The sequence below is a fragment of the Rodentibacter haemolyticus genome (genome assembly GCF_015356115.1).
Classification (GTDB): domain Bacteria; phylum Pseudomonadota; class Gammaproteobacteria; order Enterobacterales; family Pasteurellaceae; genus Rodentibacter; species Rodentibacter haemolyticus.
On the sequence record NZ_CP063056.1, the window covers coordinates 580,750 to 599,586 of the forward strand.

General features: G+C 41.5%; 18 protein-coding genes. 9 read left to right on the top strand and 9 right to left on the bottom strand.

Annotated features, from left to right (window positions below):
• Positions 1-4: 4 nt before the first annotated feature.
• Positions 5-2,452, bottom strand: a complete 2,448-nt coding sequence (gene thrA / locus IHV77_RS02940; protein ID WP_194812663.1) for a bifunctional aspartate kinase/homoserine dehydrogenase I — start codon at positions 2,450-2,452, stop codon at positions 5-7.
• Between the two features lie 310 nt (positions 2,453-2,762).
• On the opposite strand from thrA, the gene IHV77_RS02945 reads away from it, so the two are divergent.
• The gene (locus IHV77_RS02945; protein WP_194812664.1) at positions 2,763-3,467 is read left to right on the top strand and encodes a YggS family pyridoxal phosphate-dependent enzyme; all 705 of its coding nucleotides are present in this window, start codon (positions 2,763-2,765) and stop codon (positions 3,465-3,467) included.
• Between the two features lie 55 nt (positions 3,468-3,522).
• Here IHV77_RS02945 and IHV77_RS02950 read toward each other — a convergent pair whose 3' ends face one another.
• From IHV77_RS02950 to IHV77_RS02980, 7 genes are all read right to left on the bottom strand, one after another.
• Positions 3,523-6,387, bottom strand: coding sequence for a valine--tRNA ligase (locus tag IHV77_RS02950; protein WP_194812665.1), 2,865 nt, complete (start codon positions 6,385-6,387; stop codon positions 3,523-3,525).
• A 45-nt stretch (positions 6,388-6,432) separates the two neighbouring features.
• The gene (locus tag IHV77_RS02955; RefSeq protein ID WP_194812666.1) at positions 6,433-7,071 is read right to left on the bottom strand and encodes a phospholipase D-like domain-containing protein; all 639 of its coding nucleotides are present in this window, start codon (positions 7,069-7,071) and stop codon (positions 6,433-6,435) included.
• 3 nt (positions 7,072-7,074) lie between these two features.
• Positions 7,075-7,296, bottom strand: coding sequence for a hypothetical protein (locus IHV77_RS02960; protein WP_194812667.1), 222 nt, complete (start codon positions 7,294-7,296; stop codon positions 7,075-7,077).
• Between the two features lie 68 nt (positions 7,297-7,364).
• A complete protein-coding gene (locus IHV77_RS02965; protein ID WP_194812668.1) occupies positions 7,365-7,961 on the bottom strand; it encodes a zeta toxin family protein in 597 nt (198 codons plus the stop codon).
• The gene (locus IHV77_RS02970; protein WP_194812669.1) at positions 7,951-8,118 is read right to left on the bottom strand and encodes a hypothetical protein; all 168 of its coding nucleotides are present in this window, start codon (positions 8,116-8,118) and stop codon (positions 7,951-7,953) included. Before IHV77_RS02970 ends, IHV77_RS02965 begins: the two co-directional genes overlap by 11 nt.
• 24 nt (positions 8,119-8,142) lie before the next feature.
• Complete coding sequence (locus tag IHV77_RS02975) at positions 8,143-8,670, bottom strand: hypothetical protein (RefSeq protein ID WP_194812670.1); 528 nt, start codon at positions 8,668-8,670, stop codon at positions 8,143-8,145.
• A gap of 24 nt (positions 8,671-8,694) precedes the next feature.
• Entirely contained in the window at positions 8,695-9,123 is a 429-nt protein-coding gene (locus tag IHV77_RS02980) for a DNA polymerase III subunit chi (protein WP_194812671.1), read from the bottom strand.
• 230 nt (positions 9,124-9,353) lie between these two features.
• Here IHV77_RS02980 and fumC point away from each other — a divergent pair, with 230 nt between their 5' ends.
• Positions 9,354-10,748, top strand: a complete 1,395-nt coding sequence (fumC, locus tag IHV77_RS02985) for a class II fumarate hydratase (RefSeq protein WP_194812672.1) — start codon at positions 9,354-9,356, stop codon at positions 10,746-10,748.
• Positions 10,749-10,955: 207 nt separating this feature from the next.
• Positions 10,956-11,558: a hypothetical protein gene (locus tag IHV77_RS02990; protein ID WP_194812673.1), complete on the top strand. Its 603-nt coding sequence runs from the start codon at positions 10,956-10,958 to the stop codon at positions 11,556-11,558.
• A 50-nt stretch (positions 11,559-11,608) separates the two neighbouring features.
• On the opposite strand, the gene IHV77_RS02995 is transcribed toward IHV77_RS02990, so the two are convergent.
• The gene (locus IHV77_RS02995; RefSeq protein ID WP_194812674.1) at positions 11,609-12,499 is read right to left on the bottom strand and encodes a RimK family alpha-L-glutamate ligase; all 891 of its coding nucleotides are present in this window, start codon (positions 12,497-12,499) and stop codon (positions 11,609-11,611) included.
• Positions 12,500-12,735: 236 nt separating this feature from the next.
• Between IHV77_RS02995 and IHV77_RS03000 the strand changes: the two genes are divergently transcribed.
• From IHV77_RS03000 to IHV77_RS03025, 6 genes are all read left to right on the top strand, one after another.
• On the top strand, positions 12,736-12,999 hold the full coding sequence (locus tag IHV77_RS03000; protein ID WP_194812675.1) for a GrxA family glutaredoxin: 264 nt from the start codon (positions 12,736-12,738) through the stop codon (positions 12,997-12,999).
• Between the two features lie 201 nt (positions 13,000-13,200).
• Positions 13,201-13,488: a citrate lyase acyl carrier protein gene (gene citD / locus IHV77_RS03005; protein ID WP_194812676.1), complete on the top strand. Its 288-nt coding sequence runs from the start codon at positions 13,201-13,203 to the stop codon at positions 13,486-13,488.
• Positions 13,485-14,360 carry a citrate (pro-3S)-lyase subunit beta gene (citE, locus tag IHV77_RS03010; protein ID WP_194812677.1) on the top strand — a complete coding sequence of 292 codons (876 nt, stop codon included), beginning with the start codon at positions 13,485-13,487 and terminating at the stop codon, positions 14,358-14,360. The genes citD and citE overlap by 4 nt, the downstream gene beginning before the upstream one ends.
• A 12-nt stretch (positions 14,361-14,372) precedes the next feature.
• On the top strand, positions 14,373-15,875 hold the full coding sequence (citF, locus tag IHV77_RS03015) for a citrate lyase subunit alpha (RefSeq protein WP_194812678.1): 1,503 nt from the start codon (positions 14,373-14,375) through the stop codon (positions 15,873-15,875).
• A 24-nt stretch (positions 15,876-15,899) separates the two neighbouring features.
• Complete coding sequence (gene citG, locus IHV77_RS03020) at positions 15,900-17,324, top strand: triphosphoribosyl-dephospho-CoA synthase CitG (RefSeq protein WP_194812679.1); 1,425 nt, start codon at positions 15,900-15,902, stop codon at positions 17,322-17,324.
• The gene (locus IHV77_RS03025; protein WP_194812680.1) at positions 17,297-18,736 is read left to right on the top strand and encodes an anion permease; all 1,440 of its coding nucleotides are present in this window, start codon (positions 17,297-17,299) and stop codon (positions 18,734-18,736) included. Before citG ends, IHV77_RS03025 begins: the two co-directional genes overlap by 28 nt.
• The last annotated feature ends 101 nt before the right edge of the window (positions 18,737-18,837 follow it).

The window sequence follows — 18,837 nt, forward strand, 5'->3', positions numbered from 1 at the left end:
CTTATTAATGTTGTAATGTTCTTAAAATATCCGCAAAGATCCCCGCAGCCGTTACTGCATTACCTGCACCGTAACCACGCAATAATAACGGGATCGGTTGATAATAGCGCGTGTAGAACGCTAACGCATTTTCACCGTCTTTTACTTTGTAAAGCGGGTTGTTTTGCTCAACCGCAACAATAGAAACTTTACATTTACCATTACTGATTTGTCCTACATAGCGGAGAACCTTATTCTCTGCTTTGGCGGCATCAACACAGGCTTTAAAATCGGTATCCAACTGTGGCAGCATTGTCATAAATTCCTCGGTGGATTTCCCCTCGGAAAATCCTTTCGGCAGCACACCTTCCACTTCAACATCGGATAATTCCAGTTCTAAACCGGCTTCACGCGCTAAAATTAAAAGTTTACGCGCTACATCTTGACCAGATAAATCATCACGGGGATCCGGTTCGGTAAAGCCTTTTTCACGCGCAAGCGCGGTCACTTCAGAAAGCGAAAATCCCTCTTCTAATTTACCGAAAATAAAGGAAAGCGAGCCGGATAAAATCCCCTCAAAACGCTCTAACTCGTCACCGGCGGCAAGAAGATTTTGCAGGTTTTCAATCACCGGTAATCCCGCACCGACATTGGTTTCATATAAGAATTTGTGCTGTCCTGCTTGAGCATTTTTACGTAATTCGTGATAGTACGCCAACTCACGTGTATTGGCTTTTTTATTTGGCGTGACGACGTGGAAGCCTTCCTTTAAAGCTCTTGCATAAAGCCCTGCAACCGATTCCGCAGAAGTACAATCAACAAATACAGGATTGACCACATGGTGCAATTTAATGAAAGAAAGCAGCACATCAAAATCGGAAGGCTGGGTTGCATTTTCAAGATCGTTTTTCCAATCATCTAAATTTAGACCGTTTTCATCAAGCAACATACGATTGGAATTTGCAATTGCGCAGACGCGAATCTCAATATCCTTCTTCGCCAGATACTCCTTTTGGCGCTTTACCTGCTCAATCAGCTCCCCACCTACTCCACCGACACCGACAAGAAATATATCTACCACTTTCTTATTATTGAAAAGCGCTTGGTGAGTGGCTTTCACCGCCTCAATCGCTTTATTTTGCGGCACAACGGCGGAAATTGAACGTTCGCTCGAACCTTGTGCGATAGCAACAATACTAATATTCGCTTGCGCTAATGCAGAGAAGAAACGCGCCGCAATGCCCTTCGCTTCTTTCATTCCATCACCCACAACGGAGATGATCGACATATCTTTAATCACCTCGATCGGTTCCAATTGGTTTGCGTTCAATTCATTCGCAAATTCCGCTTCAAGCGCCGCTTTAGCGGCTTCCGCCGATTTAACCGGTACACAGAAACTAATGCTATATTCAGAAGAAGATTGCGTGATTAAAATGACGGAAATCCCTGCTTTTGACATCACCGAAAATACGCGTGATGCCATTCCCACCATACCTTGCATTCCCGGGCCTGACACATTAAACATCGCTAAATTATCTAAATTGGTGATACCTTTTACCTGTAAACCTTCAGATTTCACATTGCCATCAATAATGGAACCTGCCGCAGACGGATTACCGGTATTTTTAATCACGCAAGGAATGTTTTGCGGTAATAAAGGGCCAATGGTGCGTGGGTGGATAACTTTTGCACCGAAATAAGAAAGCTCCATCGCTTCACGATAAGAAAGGGTTGGAAGTAAACGTGCGTCCGGCACTAAACGCGGATCGCAAGTATAAACGCCATCCACATCTGTCCAAATCTCACACACGCTTGCACCTAAACAAGCCGCTAAGCAAGCAGCGGAATAATCGGAGCCATTACGACCTAAAAGCACCAATTCCCCTTTCTCATTACCCGCCGTAAAACCTGCCATAAGCACAACCTTGTCTTTCGCAATGCTTGGTGCATCAACACGTTTAGTCGATTCCACAATCTCTACGGAAGATTCCAAATAACCGCCTTTTGCCAATAATTGTTTTACAGGGTCAACAATATGCACTGCATAACCACGCGCTTCAAACCAAGCTTTCATCATTGCGATAGAAAGTTTTTCACCGCGGCAATCAATGGTCGCTTTAACGGCGTCTTCCACTTTTCCCGCTTGACGAATTTCTTCCAACAGATCTTTAATTTGAGCAAATTCCGCATCAATAAGCGCTTGCGTTCCCGCTAAATCAAATTGATTATTTTCAGCATATAATCCATTGATAATGTTGTAGAAAATTTCAATTGCTTCGTTGAAATGCGTATCGGTCGGTTGATTTAAGGCGGCTTTTTCAGAAAGGGCTACGAGGTGATTGGTGATTTTCGCAGGGGCGGATAACACACCGGCGGCCTGCTCTTCCAAATGGGCTTGCTCGATAAGTTTCGCCGCTTGGGAAAAACGTTCGGGGTTAGCAAGCGAAGTGCCGCCAAATTTAAGTACGCGCATAATTGATTCTCCTAGAAAGTTGTATTTTTTTAATCTATAAAAAACCCGCATTCGATCAGATTGCGGGTTTTATGTATCCTGTATTTTATGCACTAACCCGCGCCATTAAACATCGTAATGGTGAGCATAATAATGATCGTGCTGAAAGTGCGGTTATTTTTCATTGTGTTTTTTATCTTTCAAAAAAGAATGCGCTAAGAAATACCGAAATTTACCTAGCTTGTCAAACAGAAAATCATAATTTACCCGAATTTTTCTCAATGCGATAAATTTCGTGTAAACTAACCGCACTTTAAATAAGGAGAATTCAGTGGATATTCAACACAATTTGCAACAAATTCATCAACGCATTCATAGCACTTGTGAACAAGTTCAACGGGCATCCAATGCAGTGAAACTGCTTGCTGTATCTAAAACAAAACCGGTTTCCGATATTTTAGCCGCTTACCAAGCAGGGCAAACCGCATTCGGTGAAAACTATGTGCAAGAGGGCGTAGAAAAAATTCAGTATTTTGCCGAACAAGGGATTGATCTAGAGTGGCATTTTATCGGCCCCCTACAATCAAATAAAAGCCGTTTGGTGGCGGAATATTTTGATTGGATGCAAACCCTTGATCGCGCCAAAATCGCCAATCGTTTAAACGAACAACGCCCTCCCAATAAAGCGCCGCTAAATGTACTGATTCAAATTAATATTAGTGATGAAGCGAGCAAATCAGGTATTCAGCCCAAAGAAATGCTTGAGTTAGCAAAACACATCGAAAATCTACCGCACTTGCGTTTACGCGGCTTAATGACAATTCCCGCACCAACAGAAAATATTGAAGAACAGGAAAATACGTTCAAAAAAATGGCGGACTTATTTGAACAGCTCAAACAAGCCTTGCCAAATCAACAAATCGACACCCTTTCTATGGGTATGACGGACGATATGCCAAGCGCAATAAAGTGCGGCTCAACAATGGTGCGTATCGGCACGGCGATTTTCGGAGCAAGAAATTATTCGCCTAAATAATGAGCTTGCCGACAATAAAAAACGCTGACCATAAAAGCCAGCGTTTTTTTATTTATTAAAGTGCCTCAATCGCCTTATACTGCTCACGGATTTTTTCCAATCCGGATTGGTATTCCGCCATTTTTTCACGTTCTTTTGCTATTACTGCTTCCGGTGCTTTTGCTACGAAAGCCTCATTGCTGAGCTTGCCCTCGATACGTTTAACTTCATTTTGATATTTCTCAATCTCTTTAGTTAAACGTGCGAGTTCGGTTTCCTTATTAATGAAACCCGCCATAGGCACAAGAAGTTCCGTATTGCCCACTAATTTTGCCACGGCAAGTGGTGCAACTTCACCTTCGTTGAGCACTTTTACATCATCAAGTTTCGCCATTGCACATAAAAGTGCGGTCTGTTTTTCAAGGATTTTTTGTTCATCGACATTGATATTGCGGAAAATCAAATCTAAGCCTTTACTTGGTGCGATGTTACATTCCGCACGAATATTACGTACTGCAATAATCACCTCTTTTAACCAGTTGATCTCGTGTTCTGCATTAATGTCGAATGCGGCTTCATTCACTCTCGGGAAAGGTTGCAACATAATGCTATCCGCCTCAATGCCCACAAAACCTTTCACTTTTTGCCAAATTTCTTCAGTGATAAATGGAATCAATGGATGTGCCAAACGCAATAATTGCTCCAATACACGCACTAATGTTTGGCTTGCTGCACGAATTTGTGCAGAACTACCGTTAGCAAATACCGGCTTGGTCAATTCTAAGTACCAATCGCAGAATTGGTTCCACGTAAATTCGTAGATAACATTAGCACACAAGTCAAAACGATATTGGCTTAATCCGCTACGGAAGGTTTCCACGGTGCGATTAAATGCCGATTCAATCCAACGATCCGCCACTGAAAATTCGATTTCACCTTCGCTTAAATCCAGTTTATCGTTGGTGAGAACAAAGCGACTGGCATTCCATAATTTATTGCAGAAATTGCGGTAGCCCTCCAAGCGTTTCATATCCCAGTTGATATCGCGACCGTTGCTGGCAAGGGCGGCAAGGGTGAAACGCAATGCGTCCGTGCCGTGTGCGGCAATGCCTTCCGGGAATTGTTTAGCGGTCGATTTCGCAATCTTTTCTGCAAGCTGTGGTTGCATCATATTACCGGTACGTTTTTCAAGCAGATCCTCAAGGCTGATACCGTCAATCATATCAATCGGGTCAAGCACGTTACCTTTGGATTTTGACATTTTCTGCCCTTGTTCATCGCGAATTAACCCCGTTACATAAACGGTTTTAAACGGCACTTGCGGTTTACCGTTTTCATCTTTGATGAAGTGCATGGTGAACATAATCATTCGGGCGACCCAGAAGAAAATGATATCAAAGCCCGTGATTAAAACATCAGTCGGGTGGAACATTTTCAGTTCTTTGGTTTGCTCCGGCCAACCAAGAGTCGAGAAAGTCCACAAGCCTGATGAAAACCAAGTATCCAACACGTCTTCATCTTGTTTTAATGGTAAATCTGCAGAAAGATTATATTTTGACCGCACTTCTGCTTCATCACGAGCCACGTAAACGTTGCCTGCTTCGTCATACCACGCCGGAATGCGATGCCCCCACCATAACTGGCGAGAAATACACCAATCTTGAATATCACGCATCCAAGAGAAGTACAGGTTTTCGTATTGTTTCGGTACAAATTGGATTTCACCGTCTTCCACCGCTTTAGTCGCCACTTCGGCAAGCGGTTTAACGCTGACATACCATTGGTCGGTCAACATTGGTTCAATCGGTACGCCACCACGATCACCATAAGGTACTTTAAGATCGTGCGGTTTAATTTCTTCCAATAACCCCAAGCGCTCAAAATCTTCCACGATTCTTTTACGTGCGGTAAAACGCTCTAAACCTTGATAATCTTCCGGAATAAGTGCGGTGTAATTTGGCAAAGTTTTTCCATCAAAACCTATCACTTCCGCTTCTTGGCGAATATCCGCATTAAACGTAAAAATATTTACCAAAGGCAACTGATGACGTTTGCCCACTTCATAGTCGTTAAAGTCATGTGCCGGTGTAATTTTTACACAACCTGTTCCAAATTCCCGATCTACATAATCATCTGCCACAATTGGGATTTCACGATTGGCAAGCGGTAGAATTACGCTTTTTCCGATCAAAGATTGATAACGTTCGTCCTCCGGATGAACGGCTACGGCGGTATCCCCTAACATCGTTTCAGGTCGGGTGGTAGCCACCACTAAGTAATCTTTCCCTTCCGCGGTTTTCTCACCATTTGCAAGCGGATAGCGGAAATGCCAAAGCGATCCTTTGCTCTCTTTATTTTCCACCTCAAGATCAGAAATAGCTGTATGTAACTTAGGATCCCAGTTTACCAAGCGTTTACCACGATAAATTAGACCTTCTTCGTGCAAACGAACAAACACTTCTTTCACCGCATTGGATAAGCCTTCGTCCATTGTGAAACGCTCACGTTCCCAGTCAATGGAGTTGCCCAAACGGCGCATTTGTTGCCCGATCGTACCGCCTGAATAGGCTTTCCATTCCCAGATCTTATCGATAAAGGCATCACGTCCATAATCGTGGCGGATTTTACCTTCTTCGGCAGCGATTTTGCGTTCCACCACCATTTGAGTAGCGATCCCAGCGTGATCCGTACCGGTTTGCCAAAGGGTGTTATTGCCTTCCATACGATTAAAACGGATTAAGGTATCCATCAAAGTTTGTTGGAAAGCGTGTCCCATATGCAAACTGCCCGTTACATTCGGCGGCGGAATGGCAATACAATAACTTGGAACGTCCGGATTCTCAGAAGGCTTAAAATACCCCTGTTCTTCCCAGTGTTTATAAAGTGCTTGTTCTACTGCAGACGGATTAAAACGGTCTGCCATTTCAAAGGTTTTAATCATTGTTACTCTCTTTATTTTCTAAATTTAATACGTTTTATGTATTAGCTATACCGTATATGTATCTGCGTTATTTTTCATTAAACTTTCCAATTCATTTATTTTATCTAAACAGTTTATATCAGATGATATATAATCTTGATTGTAATCAGATACATAAATAAAAGGCTTTAATGAATCAGATATATTAGCAAATGTAGTTTTCATAATATTTTTACTTAAAGAATTACTATTATTCCAAATAACTACATCACATTCTTGATTCCATCTATCTTTAGAGTCCCTATCCGCGAATGCTCCCGCACTCAAATTACTACTACCAATTATTGAAATTAGAGGTTCCCCCTGTTTTTTTGCTATAAAAACCTTAGCATGGGAATTAGGTATAAATCTATAAAAGTTAGTTTTACAAAATGAATTTTTATAATGATTTTTTACTTGAAGACAAAATTGATTAAATTGTTTATTCCAACTTCCTCGATATAAACCATATATATCTATTTCTAACTTTCTTTTCAAATTAACCGTATTTATTATCTCTGAACTTGTACTAAATTTATTTTCTTGGAAAAATGCGCTACATAAGATATATTTATCAAAATCACTATTGCCTAAACTAGATAAAATAACATTTCTAAAGAAATTTGGCTTAGCATCTTTTCTTAAAAAAATAGCAAGCTTATACATAGATTAATAATCTCCCAGTTGTTTACTTCCGACCATTTCTAACTGAGATATAGTTTGCATTACTTCAAAATCTAAATAATCAATATCATAACCATATATTACGTTTCTTTTCTTATTTTTGGGAGGAGGAAGGCTACGAGAAAATTTCGATTTATTTGAATTGGTAAAATCACAATAAACTTCCCATAAATACATTGATTCAGAAAGACTTAAATTACTTTTCATCTTATATAACCTTTGATTAAATTTAATAGAATAGGTTGTAGCAAATTAGTCTCAAATATATCACACTATTAGAAGTCTGCTCTTTTGGTATTACAACTAATTAGATCCTCTAATCTTTCACACCACCTCGGCAGCTTATCAACCCACTGTGTTAATTCATTTTCACTAAAATGAAAAATTAAATTTGGAGTTTCACCTGAATTATCATAAATAAAAACTTCATCACAGAGTGGTAAAATTTTTACTAAGTTTTGCAAACTGATGTCGTAACGGTTTCTAATTATTGCCTCATCAATAAAATGCCCACCATTTGCTACTCTTGCTTTTACTCTGTCGATATTAATTGAAACTCTACTGACACCTACATAATTTAAACGTACAAAAAAGCCACTTTCTTTCGCCGTTTTCATTCGTTGCAAAATAGAATTACCAGACAAGGTTGATTCCATTGAAAATGAGATTTGTTGACTAACTGCGAATTTAAATAGCTCAATCGCTTTCCTACCGGCTTGGCTATCAACTGAACGGGGATTTTCAGGGTTAATTTGCATTGCAATATGATCAGAATCAATCACAATTTGTACGGTGTCTTGATTAAATCCTCGTAAAGTCGTTTTTCCAGCCCCATTTGTGCCACAGTAAAAAATGGCAAGGTTATTTTGCATGCTCAATCACTTCTTCATGTCCATCCGGATAGTGACGAACAATATCTCCATTTGGACGTTGGAAAGTCAGAACTTCATGCTTTTTCTTTTCATTCATCCAAGCGGTAAAAAGAATTTTAAGCTGTTTTTGTTGGGCTAAAATTTCTTCTTTCGTCATTTGGTAGCTATCCTACTATTTTATTTACTGATTCAACCGAATCTCATCTATCACTCGTTTGATTTCTTCAGATAAACGGCGTTCTTCTTGGCGGCAGAAACTATAATCACCTAATTTTGCCGCTTCCGGTGAGCAACGCACCTGTGCATATTGTGATTCAAGGACTTTGAGTAAGGCTTTCTGCTCGCCTAAATAAGTATTTTCACGACTGACTTTTATTGCTTTTTTTATTTTTTTCTTCGTTTCATTTTCAATAACGACTGATTTTTCTGTTTTTGCAACATCAGATACCGCTTTGGATTCTATATCCGTCTTTTCAGTCATATCATTTTCCGCTACCGAAGTATTTGCTTTCGATTTATCGGTATTGTCAGCAGTTGTGGACTTTGCGGCTTTCTCAGCTTCTACCGTTTTTGAATGTTGATCCTGTGCATTTGCAGAAAGTGCGGTTGATTTTTCCGTAGTTTTCGTTTCTTGATTGTCGCAAGCCGTTAAAACTAAAACACTTGAGCCAAGTAATAGAGATAAAGCAAATTTCATTGAAGATTTCATAGTAAATCCCATTAATTAAAAATATTACGCATTTTCCGTGGAAAGTTGCCAGCCTTGCATACGTAATTGTTTATAACGTTCTCGTGCTTGTTCCTTTTGAATTTCATCTGCGGGAACAAAATCGATCACTTGAGTAAAACTATGAGTAAATTCAGGGATTTCTTGTTGTAAATTAATCAATAAATCACGGCGTTGAGCATTACGTTTTCCGCGCCATGAAATTTCGATAGGCGTCGGGTACTGTGTCGCTTCACCCGATAAATTATGCGGTACAAATTCATCGGGATTACGTTGCCAAAGTGCTTCATCAATATCAAGTGCTTGCCGCTCCGTTTCACAAGCGATCAAAATCCGTTTTCCCAAACGCCACGCCGAGGCTGCTAAATTGCATGCGAGTTGTTCAACGGTAAGGCTTTGTTCTGTCAAAATGTAAAACTGCGCATTTTTTGCCATTTTTGTCTCAATTTTACCAAGCTACAAATTTGACGATTGTATCGAAAAAGAGGAAAAAAATAAACGGTTTAATCGTGAGTTGAGCCGGCAAAGAAAAACACCTATAAAATCGACCGCACTTTTATGATCTATATCACAAAACTGATTTTTGGCATTTTCGTTGCGTTCCATTCATAACTCTGAAGTGTTAGAATTATGCCAATTTTTGTTCTATTAATAGGAGTATCGCAATGGCATTTCGTATTGAAAAAGACACGATGGGTGAAGTTCAAGTTCCTGCCGATAAATATTGGGCGGCACAAACCGAACGTTCACGCAATAATTTCAAAATCGGTCCTGAAGCCTCTATGCCGCATGAAGTTATTGAAGCTTTTGGTTATTTGAAAAAAGCAGCCGCATTTGCAAACCATGATTTAGGTGTATTACCTGCTGAAAAACGTGATTTAATAGCACAAGCCTGTGATGAAATTCTCGCCAATAAATTAGATGATCAATTTCCGCTCGTTATTTGGCAAACCGGCTCCGGCACGCAATCCAATATGAATGTGAATGAAGTAGTGGCAAATCGTGCGCACGTTTTAAACGGCGGTAAACTCGGTGAAAAATCAATCATTCACCCGAATGATGACGTGAATAAATCACAATCTTCAAACGATACCTTCCCAACAGCAATGCATATTGCCGCATACAAAAAAGTAGTGGAGCATACCATTCCTTGTGTGGCGCGTTTACAAAAAACTTTCGCAGCAAAATCCGAAGCCTTTAAAGACGTGGTAAAAATCGGTCGTACTCACTTAATGGATGCGACACCATTGACACTCGGTCAAGAATTTTCCGCTTATGCAGCCCAACTAGAATTCGGCTTACGAGCATTAAAAAATACCCTTCCTCATTTAAGTCAGTTAGCGTTAGGTGGAACCGCGGTAGGTACCGGTTTGAATACACCGAAAGGCTATGACGTGAAAGTGGCGGATTACATTGCGAAATTCACTGGTCTTCCGTTTGTAACCGCCGACAACAAATTTGAAGCCTTGGCTGCACATGATGCCATTGTTGAAACGCACGGTGCGTTACGTCAATTAGCGATGAGTTTATTCAAAATCGCAAACGACATCCGTTTATTAGCTTCCGGACCTCGCTCCGGCATCGGTGAAATCTTAATTCCGGAAAATGAACCGGGCTCTTCCATTATGCCGGGTAAAGTTAATCCGACACAATGTGAGGCGATGACAATGGTCTGCGCACAAGTATTCGGTAACGATACCACCATCGCTTTTGTGGGGTCGCAAGGGCATTTCCAATTGAACGTATTCAATCCTGTGATGATTGCAAACTTCTTACAATCCGCCCAATTACTGGGTGATGCGTGCGTCTCTTTTGATGAACACTGTGCCGTAGGCATTGAGCCGAATTATCCGCGCATTAAACAACAGCTTGAAAATTCGTTAATGTTAGTGACCGCACTTAATACGCATATCGGTTATGAGAATGCGGCAAAAATTGCGAAAACCGCGCACAAAAACGGCACGACATTACGTGAAGAAGCCATTAATCTCGGCTTAGTCTCAGCAGAAGATTTCGACAAATGGGTTCGCCCTGAAGATATGGTAGGCAGCTTAAAATAAACTTCCTTCCGAAATAACGGTCAAAGGCGGGCATCAGTCCGCCTTTTTTATGGTGAGTTAAATTTAAAATCTGCAAGTTGCAAAAGTACAAATAGCATGGCGAGGTGCGGCAATGCTGTAGATATATTAAATTTAATTCTCTCCATTTGAGGTTTTTTAAGAGGCTTTTGCTATAATTCGCCCAACATTGAACTGTGAAATAACAATATGAAAATAAAATATCTTTTTGCTGCAATTTTTATGTTTTTTTCAACCGCACTTTCTGCCCATTGGCAACACGTCGGCAATGCGGAATATACTTGGGGACCATTCCATGTTTATAGCGTAGCGCTTTCATCTGAAACCGGTTCATATCAGGAAAATCAACGTCCGTTAATGTTTTCCATCAAATACGGAAAACCGATTGAAGGCAAAAGTTTCGCGATTAGTCTGATTAAAGAAATGGAAGCGCAACAAGCAAGCACAGATGATACTAACGCGTGGTTAAAAAAGATGCAGGAAATTTTTCCTGATTTTTCACCCAATGATATTTTAAATTTTGTCGCCTTAGACAATAAAGGCTATTTTATTGCCAATGACACGATACTCAATCACGAATTTGATGCGAAATTTACCGAAGCCTTTGTAAATATTTGGCTTTCTCCGAAAAGCAGTTTTTTAAAATTACAACCGCAATTACTCGGCAAGGAAAAGAGCGGTCAAGATAGGAAAGAATTTCAATACCGACCAGCAAGTGAGCCTTTCGATGAAGAAAATCCGATGCCGGAACTTCCACCCAATTATGAGTTAAAAAAAGATTTGAGAGGATAATTTCCCACACAGTGATCAAAGCGCAAAAAGGCGAACACAAAGTTCGCCTTTTAAATCCGCTTTTCCAAATACAAAATCATCTGTAACGCAATATTAACGCCGCTGGTTTTCTCTATCATTTCTAACCCTGGGCTTGCATTAACTTCCAATACCAACAGCCCTGATTTTGAACGGATTAAATCAACGCCAGCGACATCCAACCCTAAGGCTTTTGTTGCTTTTACGGCAATTTGTTTTTCTTCATTCGTCAAATCGACTTTTTGTGCAGAACCGCCTTGATGAAAATTAGCACGAAATTCCCCTGCTTGCCCTATGCGCTGCATACCGGCGATAACCTGTTCACCAATAACAAAACAACGGATGTCCGTCCCTTTCGTTTCTTCAATAAAATCTTGCAATAACACAGGCACATTGGCTTGCTTCAAAGTATCTAAAATACTGACCGCACTTTGCACTTTTTCCGCCAACATCACACCAACACCTTGCGAACCGCTCAAAGTTTTAATAATTAGCGGTGAATCTGTTTGCTGAACGGAAAATTTAGAATCCACCTCAATACCTGATAATCGGCTAGGCGGCACAGGAATACCTTGTTCCAGTAAAACCTGCAGACTTTTCCATTTATCACGAGCCAATAAAAATGCGTTTTCGTTATTCAAACAATAAGCCCCTTTCGCCTGCAAATGACGCAACACTGCACAGCCCATTTGAGTACTTGTCGTACCGAAACGAGGCAAAACGGCATTGTAATGAGGTAAAAGGTAAGGTTCGCCTTCCAAAGGTTGATAGTAAATATCAAAGTGCGGTGAATTTTTGTTGAGTTTTAAGATGCAACGATTCGGATCTAAAATGTCCATTTCGTGTCCGCATTGTTCCGCCGCGTCTTTTAAACGCCGACAACTATACAAACGCGGCTCACGGCAAAGCATTAACAATTTCATAAAAAATTCCAAAGTAAAAATAGCGGTGCATTATATCGTGAATTCAATGAAAATGGATACAAAGCTGCAAACCGAAGACCGTATAAAGAGTACGGTGAGGCGCAACAATACAGTAGGTGTTTTTAAATTAAATTTAATTTACTATACCAATCACAGCAATCCTGAAAAACTGTTTATGAGTAAGCGAAAAAAGAGTAGAATCGGCGGTATTTTACATTAACAAGAAAGGAAATATTATGTTTGTTGTTATTTTTGGCCGTCCGGGTTGTCCATATTGCGTACGCGCAAAAAATCTTGCTGAAAAATTAAAAGGTGAAATCGCTGATTTCGATTATCGTTATGTCGATATTCATGCTGAAGGCATCACTAAAGAAGATTTATCAAAATCTGTCGGTAAACCTGTTGAAACAGTTCCACAAATATTCATTGATGAAAAACCAATCGGCGGATGTACCGATTTTGAAGCCTTAATGAAAACGCAATTCGGTATCGTCGCTTAAGTTAAAAATTTAATTGTTCACGAAAAGTGCGGTCAATTTTGAGAGAAATTTGAAAATTTCTGAAAAATTGACCGCACTTTTTTATTAAAAATTATTTTTTGATCTACGTCACAAAAACACCTCTTTAGAGTTAGCTACTTGAGCGGAAAGTCAGTAGAATAAGGGGTGGTTTTTTATATTGATAAATAAAGGGAATTAACTATGAAGATTAATAAATCTGCGGTAGCGGGCACACTGGAATCCAGTGATGCTTTAGTTCGTATCGAACCCGCAAATTCATTGACGGTTGAAATTAACAGTTCCGTAGGAAAGCAATTTGGTGAAACCATTGAGCAAACCGTTCGTGCTACATTAACAAAATTAGGTATTACCGAAGCCCTTGTTACCGTTGAAGACAAAGGCGCACTGGATTGTGTGCTACAAGCCCGTGTAAAAGCCGCTGCAATGCGTGCGACAGATGAAGCGATTAATTGGGAGGCGTTGCTATGAAATTAAGAAGAAGTATGCTGTTTGTGCCGGGCTCTAATGCGGCGATGCTCAGTAATAGCTTTATCTACAACCCCGATTCCATTATGTTCGATTTGGAAGATGCGGTGGCATTAAAAGAAAAAGATACGGCGCGCCTTCTTGTTGCTCACGCTTTGCAGCACCCGCTTTATCAAGAAATTGAAACGGTGGTGCGTGTCAATCCGTTAGATTCCGAATTCGGTTTATTAGACTTAAATGCGGTGGTTCGTGCCGGTGTGGACGTGGTACGTATGCCGAAAACCGAAACCGCACAAGATGTGATTGATATGGATCGCGAAATCACTGAAATCGAAAAAGCTTGCGGGCGTGAAATCGGCTCAACCAAAATGCTAGCGGCAATCGAGTCTCCTTTGGGGATTACTCAAGCAAATCAAATCGCTACGGCATCCAAACGTTTAATCGGGATCGCTTTAGGGGCGGAAGATTATGTTCGCAACCTAAAAACCGAACGTTCCCCGGAAGGCATTGAATTATTATTTGCCCGTTGCTCTATTCTTCAAGCTGCCCGTGCCGCCGGCATTCAGGCTTTTGATACGGTTTATTCCAATGCCAACAATGAGGAAGGCTTCTTAAAAGAAGCGGCATTGATTAAACAACTCGGCTTTGACGGTAAATCCTTAATTAACCCACGACAAATCGAATTGCTACATAATTTGTTTGCGCCGACTCAAAAAGATGTGGAACAGGCAAAACGTATTATTGAAGCGGCTGAAGAAGCTGAACGCCAAGGTAGCGGTGTGGTGTCATTAAACGGCAAAATGATTGATGCTCCGATTATTGATCGCGCCAAATTAGTATTAGAACGTGCCAAATCAGGCATTCGTGAAGAATAAGGGAGAGAAAAAATGACAACCAGAGAACAACGCGTTGAAAAATTTAATGCCGGTTACACAGTGTATCAAGCTGTGCCGAAAGCAGAATCCCTTGCCCGCACCGCTAAAGATCGCAAACTTTGTGAAAATCTTGAAGAAGCGATTAAGCGTTCGGGACTTCAAGATGGAATGACAGTTTCCTTCCATCACGCTTTCCGCGGCGGTGATTTTGTCGTGAATATGGTGATGGATAAAATCGCCGAAATGGGATTCAAAAATTTAACTCTCGCTTCAAGCTCACTCATCGATAGCCACTCACCGATCATTGAACACATTAAAAACGGTGTAGTCACAAAAATCTATTCCTCCGGATTACGTGGCGAATTAGCCGAACAAATCTCTCGTGGACTATTAAATGAACCGGTCAATATTCATTCGCACGGCGGTCGTGTGCATTTAGTCAAATCCGGTGAACTCAAAATTGATGTTGCATTTTTAGGCGTACCTTGCTGTGATAAATTCGGTAATGCCAACGGTTTTACCGGCAAAAGTAAATGCGGTTCCTTAGGCTATGCCCGTGTGGATGCGGAATATGCCGATAAAGTCGTGTTATTAACGGAAGAATTTGCCGAATACCCACATCACCCTATTAGTATCGGTCAAGACCAAGTTGATTTCATTGTACAAGTCGAAGCGGTGGGTGATCCGAAAAAAATCGGGGGCGGTGCAACCCGTATGACAACTAACCCACGCGAATTACTAATCGCCCGCAAATGTGCCGAAGTAATTTTCGGTTCAGGCTATTTTAAAGACGGTTTCTCTTTGCAAACCGGTTCCGGTGGTGCCGCATTAGCCGTTACCCGTTTCCTAGAAGAAAAAATGCGCCGTGAAAATATCACCGCAGGTTTTGCACTCGGCGGTATTACCGCCAGTATGGTCGCACTCCACGAAGAGGGGCTTATCAAAAAATTATTGGATGTGCAAAGTTTCGATGCAGTGGCGGCGGAATCTCTCGCACGCAATCCGAATCATATTGAAGTTTCCGCAAATCAATATGCAAATTACAGTTCAAAAGGCGCATCCGTTGAGCGTTTAGATGTGGTGATTCTTTCCGCATTAGAAATCGACACAAAATTCAATGTAAACGTATTAACCGGTTCTGACGGTGTCATTCGCGGTGCTTCCGGCGGCCACTGTGATACCGCAGCTTCCGCACAAGTTGCGATTATTGTTGCGCCGTTGGTTCGTGGTCGTATTCCGACTGTGGTTGAAAATGTTATCACTTGTGTTACTCCGGGTGAAAATATTGATATTCTCGTCACGGATCACGGTGTCGCGGTAAACCCTAAACGCACCGATTTAATTGAATCACTCAGTCAAGCAGGTATTCCATTATTCACCATTGAACAACTTTGTGAACGGGCTTACAGCTTAACGGGTAAACCAAAAGAAATTGAGTTTACCGATAAACCGGTTGCGGTGGTGCGTTATCGTGACGGTTCGGTAATTGATACGGTGTATCAAATTAAAGAATAAGATGACAAAAAGAGCGGTCAAATTTTGCAGCGTTTTTTTCAAACATTTTCGACTCAGGGCAAACCGATTTCCCTTGACACGTTGCTGAATGCACGTGAAGAACGGGCATTGTTGCAGAAACAGCTTTTGGCGAAATATCGCTCCTCCCTGCTTTCCGTCACTTTAACGGCGGTGGGGGAAGTGAAGAAAAATCCATTATTGGATTATGTGTTTGAAAAAGCACTCGAAAAACTGACCGCACTTTTTTCACAGCGGGAATGGATTCCTATTGAAAAAGTTGTCCGCCCCTTAGAAACCGGGCATGAAGCTTTTTTCGTTCTGCCAATCAAAGCCTGTGAATTAAAACGTGCGATGATTGAATTAGAGGATAGCACTCCCCTCGCACGCCTTTGGGATTTAGATGTAATGAATACGGACGGCACGCTGCTAAGCCGTGCCGAATTTGGTTTTTCTCCTCGTGCTTGCTTGGTTTGTGGTGATAATGCCAAATATTGTGCGCGTAGCCGTCATCATCAAACGGATGAAATCATTGCGGAAATGCAATTCCGTACGCAAGCGCATAATTTTGCAGAACAAATCGCAGATCTTGCTTATCAAGCGTTATTGCAAGAGGCACATTTATCGCCTAAGCCGGGCTTGGTTGATGCCATAAACAATGGCGCACATCAGGATATGAATCTGCACACTTTTAAACAAAGTGCGGTTGCTCTAAAGCCGTTTTTTGTAGAATTTCTGCTTAAGGGAATGGCAACGGCAGTGTTGCCGGAAAACCAAGTGTTAGGCCAAATTCGCCCTCTTGGTATTCAGGCGGAACAAGCGATGTTTCGTGCGACCAATAATATCAACACACATAAGGGTGCCATTTTTTCTTTTGGACTGGTGTGTACCGCAATCGGGCGATTAGCCGCGGTACAGCCCGAATCTAGCGAAATAACATTCGACATCGACTCAATTTGTGCCCTCTCAGCAAAATTTGCGGCGGGAATAACAAAAGAGCTTGAACATTATCCGAAGCACTTGCCGATCACCGCCGGTGTGCATTTATTCCGTGAACACGGTTTAACCGGTGCACGGGGTGAGGCGGAAAGCGGCTTTCAACAAATTCAATCGTTGTTGCCGATGCTTGATGAGTATCATCAACAAGACTGGGAACATCGTTTGTTAATTGCTTTGCTGCATTTAATGGCAAAAAACCCTGATACCAACGTGGTTAATCGAGGCGGATTGGAAGGCTTGCGATTCGTGCAACAAAGCGCAGTTGATTTACTTAAAAATCAACAGGTTATATTCAATAAAGCGGAGCTCACACAGGCTTTATTGAAATTTGATTCCGACTGCATTGCCAGGAATTTGAGTGCAGGCGGAAGTGCTGATCTATTAGCACTAATGATTTTCTTTTTATCATTTAGAGGTAACCCAAAATGGCATTATCCAAAAATGCAAAGTTAGTGATTCTAGCTGCTATTCCGCTGGTCACTTTTTTCTGTCCGGCACCTGAGGGGCTTTCTCTCATTGCTTGGCGTTTACTCGGTGTGTATATCGCAACTATCGTAGGCTTGGTGATCAAACCTTACGGCGAACCTGTCATTTTATTGGCGGCGGTTGCGGTTTCCGGCGCAATCATCGGTAACACCGAAGGTGCAAGTGAATTTGTGAAAGTCGGTAATATGTTGGACGGCTATAAATCCGGTACAACATGGCTTATTTTCACTGCGTTCACGCTCAGTTCCGCATTCGTCATCACCGGGCTTGGAAAACGTATCGCTTACCATATGATCGGAGCAATCGGTAGCACTACCCTACGATTGGGGTACGTTACGATGTTTTTGGATCTTCTCCTATCTCCGGCAACACCGTCCAACACCGCTCGTGCGGGTGGGATCATCTTCCCGATTATTAACAGTGTCGCTATTGCATTAGGCTCTGATCCGGAAAAAAGCCCTAAAAAAGCAGGTCGTTACTTAATGATGAACGTGTATATGGTGGTAAAAACAACCTCGTACATTTTCTTAACTGCGATGGCTCCAAATGCGCTCGCTATTTCTTTAATGGCACCGATTCTTGGCTTTGAAACCACGTGGATAAAATGGTTTTTAGCAGCCTCCGTACCGGGTTTACTCTGTTTATTCCTAATCCCTGCAATATGCTATTTTGTTTCCAAACCTGAGTTAAAACAGGTAAATAACAAAGAAATTGCCCGCAAAGGTTTAGAAGAACTAGGTCCAATGTCTTTCCGCGAAAAAGCATTAATTGCGTTATTTGTCGTTGCCTTGTTCGGTTGGATCTTCTCGAGCGCACTTAACGTGAACGCCACCATTGTTGCGATAATCGTCATGGTGCTTTGTATCGTTTTAAATATCGTGAGTTGGGACGACATCTTAAAGAGCAAAGGTGCGTGGAATACATTAGTATGGTACGGTGGTATCATCGGTATGTCAGGTTTACTTGAAAAAGCAGGTTTCTTCAAATGGTTGGCCGCAACATTAAGTGAAGTATTACAGTTCGAAGGTCAAGGCATTATCGCATTGATCGTAATTCTCACATTAAGTGTTGCAGTGCGTTACCTCTTTGCTTCAGGCGGCGCCTATGTTGCGGCAATGGTGCCGGTATTCGCAACGATTGGACACGTTGCAGGCGCACCTGCCGAATTATTAGCATTCGGGCTTTTATTTGCCAACTCATACGGCGGTTCTGTTACTCATTACGGGGGCGGTCCCGGCCCAATCACCTTTGGTGCCGGCTATAACGATATTAAATCTTGGTGGACTGCCGGTGCGATTATTGCCTTCGGTAGCCTCGTCATTCACTTGACTATCGGTATGGCTTGGTGGGAACTATTAATAAGTTTAGGCTGGTTATAGATTCTTACCTAAAAACCAAAAGTGCGGTTAATTTCAATCGCACTTTTGCATTTAATTGATATTATGCGGCACTCGCATAAAATGGACTGGAGGGGCGTATC

What these genes read in the sequence shown, in the direction of transcription:
- thrA (WP_194812663.1), bottom strand. Translation starts at nt 2,452, where the DNA reads ATGCGCGTACTTAAATTTGGCGGCACTTCGCTTGCTAACCCCGAACGT.
- IHV77_RS02950 (WP_194812665.1), bottom strand. Translation starts at nt 6,387, where the DNA reads ATGATTAAAACCTTTGAAATGGCAGACCGTTTTAATCCGTCTGCAGTA.
- IHV77_RS02955 (WP_194812666.1), bottom strand. Translation starts at nt 7,071, where the DNA reads ATGTATAAGCTTGCTATTTTTTTAAGAAAAGATGCTAAGCCAAATTTC.
- IHV77_RS02960 (WP_194812667.1), bottom strand. Translation starts at nt 7,296, where the DNA reads ATGAAAAGTAATTTAAGTCTTTCTGAATCAATGTATTTATGGGAAGTT.
- IHV77_RS02965 (WP_194812668.1), bottom strand. Translation starts at nt 7,961, where the DNA reads ATGCAAAATAACCTTGCCATTTTTTACTGTGGCACAAATGGGGCTGGA.
- IHV77_RS02970 (WP_194812669.1), bottom strand. Translation starts at nt 8,118, where the DNA reads ATGACGAAAGAAGAAATTTTAGCCCAACAAAAACAGCTTAAAATTCTT.
- IHV77_RS02975 (WP_194812670.1), bottom strand. Translation starts at nt 8,670, where the DNA reads ATGAAATCTTCAATGAAATTTGCTTTATCTCTATTACTTGGCTCAAGT.
- IHV77_RS02980 (WP_194812671.1), bottom strand. Translation starts at nt 9,123, where the DNA reads ATGGCAAAAAATGCGCAGTTTTACATTTTGACAGAACAAAGCCTTACC.
- fumC (WP_194812672.1), top strand. Translation starts at nt 9,354, where the DNA reads ATGGCATTTCGTATTGAAAAAGACACGATGGGTGAAGTTCAAGTTCCT.
- IHV77_RS02990 (WP_194812673.1), top strand. Translation starts at nt 10,956, where the DNA reads ATGAAAATAAAATATCTTTTTGCTGCAATTTTTATGTTTTTTTCAACC.
- IHV77_RS02995 (WP_194812674.1), bottom strand. Translation starts at nt 12,499, where the DNA reads ATGAAATTGTTAATGCTTTGCCGTGAGCCGCGTTTGTATAGTTGTCGG.
- IHV77_RS03000 (WP_194812675.1), top strand. Translation starts at nt 12,736, where the DNA reads ATGTTTGTTGTTATTTTTGGCCGTCCGGGTTGTCCATATTGCGTACGC.
- citD (WP_194812676.1), top strand. Translation starts at nt 13,201, where the DNA reads ATGAAGATTAATAAATCTGCGGTAGCGGGCACACTGGAATCCAGTGAT.
- citE (WP_194812677.1), top strand. Translation starts at nt 13,485, where the DNA reads ATGAAATTAAGAAGAAGTATGCTGTTTGTGCCGGGCTCTAATGCGGCG.
- citF (WP_194812678.1), top strand. Translation starts at nt 14,373, where the DNA reads ATGACAACCAGAGAACAACGCGTTGAAAAATTTAATGCCGGTTACACA.
- IHV77_RS03025 (WP_194812680.1), top strand. Translation starts at nt 17,297, where the DNA reads ATGGCATTATCCAAAAATGCAAAGTTAGTGATTCTAGCTGCTATTCCG.